The organism is Devosia sp., from assembly GCF_034675085.1.
In the GTDB taxonomy this organism is placed as follows: Bacteria; Pseudomonadota; Alphaproteobacteria; order Rhizobiales; family Devosiaceae; genus Devosia.
On the sequence record NZ_JAUCDN010000387.1, the window covers coordinates 1 to 2,777 of the forward strand.

Sequence of the window (2,777 nt, forward strand, 5' to 3'; positions counted from 1 at the left end):
GCTTTTCGAAGGCATCGGGGGTGAGCGGGCGCTGCATGGCCAGCTCGAACAGCACATCGTCCTTGAGGATGCGGCTGCGCGGCTGGTCGGTATCCTGCGCGCGCCTTTCGCGCCAGGCGGCCAGCTGCTTGAGGGCGGCCAGGTCGCGGGGGCGGTTGATCTTCATCTTCAGCCGCTCCCAGGCCTGTTCGGGCTGGACCACATAGGTGTCGATGCTGCGCAGCACCTCCAGCTCGTCCTCCACCCAGTCCCAGCGGCGGGTGGCTTCCACCTGGCGGCGCAGCTCGCGATAGATGTCGCGCAGATGGGTGACGTCGGCCAGCGCGTAAAGACACTGCTTTTCCGAAAGGGGGCGGGCCGACCAGTCGGTGAAGCGCGAGGACTTGTCCAGCTCCACATTGGTGACCGAGCGCACCAGATTGTCATAGGAAACGCTGTCGCCGAAGCCGCAGACGCTGGCTGCGATCTGGGTGTCGAAGATATTGACCGGCACCTTGCCGGTGAGCTTGACGAAAATCTCGATATCCTGGCGGGCGGCGTGGAAAACCTTGGTGACGCGCGGATTGGCCAGCAGCGTGAAGAAGGGCGTCAGGTCGAGCCCCGGCGCCAGCGGGTCGATCAGCACGGCCTGATCGTCCACGGCAGCCTGGATCAGGCAGAGCTTGGGCCAATAGGTGGTTTCGCGCAGGAATTCGGTATCGACAGTGACAAAGTCAAAATGCGCAGCGTGCTCGCAGAATGCAGCGAGCACTTCTGTGGAAACGATCAGGTCCATACCGGCGTCCGTCTTAAAATAGCCAATATTCTTCCTAGCAGGTGCTTGAGGCCCACTCCATACCGGATTTGCGCCGGGCGGCGGAATTGGGCCGCGCCGCGCCATGAGCCCGATCTGCTTGACAAGCGGGGGCTCCCATGCGCTTTTCCCGCCCAAGATTCCGGCTTTTTTCCAGAGTTTGCCATGACCACACATCGCTACCGCTCGCATAATTGCGGCGCCCTCACCGCCCGCGACGCCGGCCAGACCGTGCGCCTCAGCGGCTGGGTGCATCGCATCCGCGACCATGGCGGGCTGCTGTTCATCGATCTGCGCGACCATTACGGGCTGACCCAGGCGGTGATCGACCCCGATTCCCCCGCCTTTGCCGAGGCGGAGAAGATCCGCTCGGAATGGGTGATCCGCATCGATGGCGAGGTGAAGCTGCGCGACGCCGCCGCAGTCAATCCCAACCTGGCCACCGGCGAGATCGAAGTGTTCATCCGCGAGCTGGAAGTGCTCTCGGCGGCCAAGGAATTGCCGCTGCCGGTGTTCGGCGATCAGGAGTACCCGGAAGACGTGCGCCTGCGCTATCGCTTCCTCGATTTGCGCCGGGAAAAGCTGCACGCCAATATCGTCAAGCGCACCCAGATCATCTCGGCAATGCGCTCGGGTATGGCCGGCGCCGGCTTTGCCGAATATTCCACGCCGATCCTGACCGCTTCCTCGCCGGAAGGGGCGCGCGACTTCCTGGTGCCCAGCCGCATCCATCCCGGAAAATTCTTCGCGCTGCCGCAGGCGCCCCAGCAGTATAAGCAATTGCTGATGGTGGCCGGGTTCGACCGCTATTTCCAGATCGCGCCGTGTTTCCGCGACGAAGACCCGCGCGCCGACCGCCTGCCGGGCGAATTCTACCAGCTCGACCTGGAAATGAGCTTCGTTACCCAGGAAGACGTGTGGAACACGGTGGAGCCGGTGGTGACCGATATTTTCGAGCAGTTCGCCGAGGGCAAGCCAGTCACCCGCAACTGGCCGCGCATTCCCTATGATACGGCCATCCGCAAATACGGCTCGGACAAGCCCGATCTGCGCAACCCCATCGAGATGCAGGCCGTCACCGAGCATTTCACCGGTTCGGGCTTCAAGGTCTTCGCCAACCAGATCGAGGCCGACGCCAAGGTGGAAGTCTGGGCCATTCCGGCCAAGAACAAGGACGGCGCCGAGCCGATCGGCCGGGCCTTCTGCGACCGCATGAATGGCTGGGCGCAGGGCGAGGGCCAGCCGGGGCTGGGCTATATCTTCTTCAAGGACGGGCAGGGCAGCGGCCCCATCGCCAAGAATATCGGCGAGGAGCGCACCGCAGCGCTCAAGGCCCAGCTTGGACTGGACGATGGCGATGCGGTGTTCTTCGTGTGCGGGCGGCCGGACAAGTTCTACAAATTCGCCGGCGAGGCCCGCACCAAGGCCGGCATCGATCTGGGCCTTGTGGATGAAGACCGGTTTGCTCTGTGCTGGATCGTCGACTTCCCCTTCTATGAATGGAGCGAAGAGGAAAAGCGCGTCGATTTCGCCCACAACCCCTTCTCCATGCCGCAGGGCGGGATCGAGGCGCTCAACAGCCAGGATCCGCTGACCATCAAGGCCTATCAGTATGACGCGGTCTGCAACGGCTATGAGATCGCCTCCGGCTCGATCCGTAACCAGCTGCCCGAAACCATGGTCAAGGCGTTCGAATTGACCGGCAAGAGCCGCGAGGAAGTCGAGGAGCAGTTCGGCGGGCTCTATCGCGCCTTCCAATATGGCGCGCCGCCCCATGGCGGGGCCGCCTTCGGCATCGACCGCGTGGTGATGCTGCTGTGCGGCGCGCAGAACCTGCGCGAAATCACCGCCTTCCCGATGAACCAGCAGGCCGAAGACCTGCTGATGGGCGCGCCCAGCCAGGCCTCGGCCAAGCAATTGCGCGAATTGAGCATCCGCCTCAACGTGCAGAGCTGAGCCGCCGGACCAACGAAAAGCGCCGGGC

General features: G+C 63.6%; 2 protein-coding genes. One reads left to right on the forward strand and one right to left on the reverse strand.

The window, feature by feature from the left end; all coding sequences use genetic code 11:
• Positions 1-775, reverse strand: a 775-nt coding sequence (gene rnd / locus VDP82_RS16690) for a ribonuclease D (RefSeq protein WP_323015954.1), incomplete at its 3' end; no start/stop codon positions are given.
• 183 nt (positions 776-958) lie between these two features.
• Here rnd and aspS point away from each other — a divergent pair.
• Positions 959-2,749 carry an aspartate--tRNA ligase gene (gene aspS, locus VDP82_RS16695; RefSeq protein WP_323015955.1) on the forward strand — a complete coding sequence of 597 codons (1,791 nt, stop codon included), beginning with the start codon at positions 959-961 and terminating at the stop codon, positions 2,747-2,749.
• Positions 2,750-2,777: the final 28 nt, after the last annotated feature.

Excerpts from the sequence above, each read along its gene's own strand:
- aspS (WP_323015955.1), top strand. The coding sequence starts at position 959 with ATGACCACACATCGCTACCGCTCGCATAATTGCGGCGCCCTCACCGCC.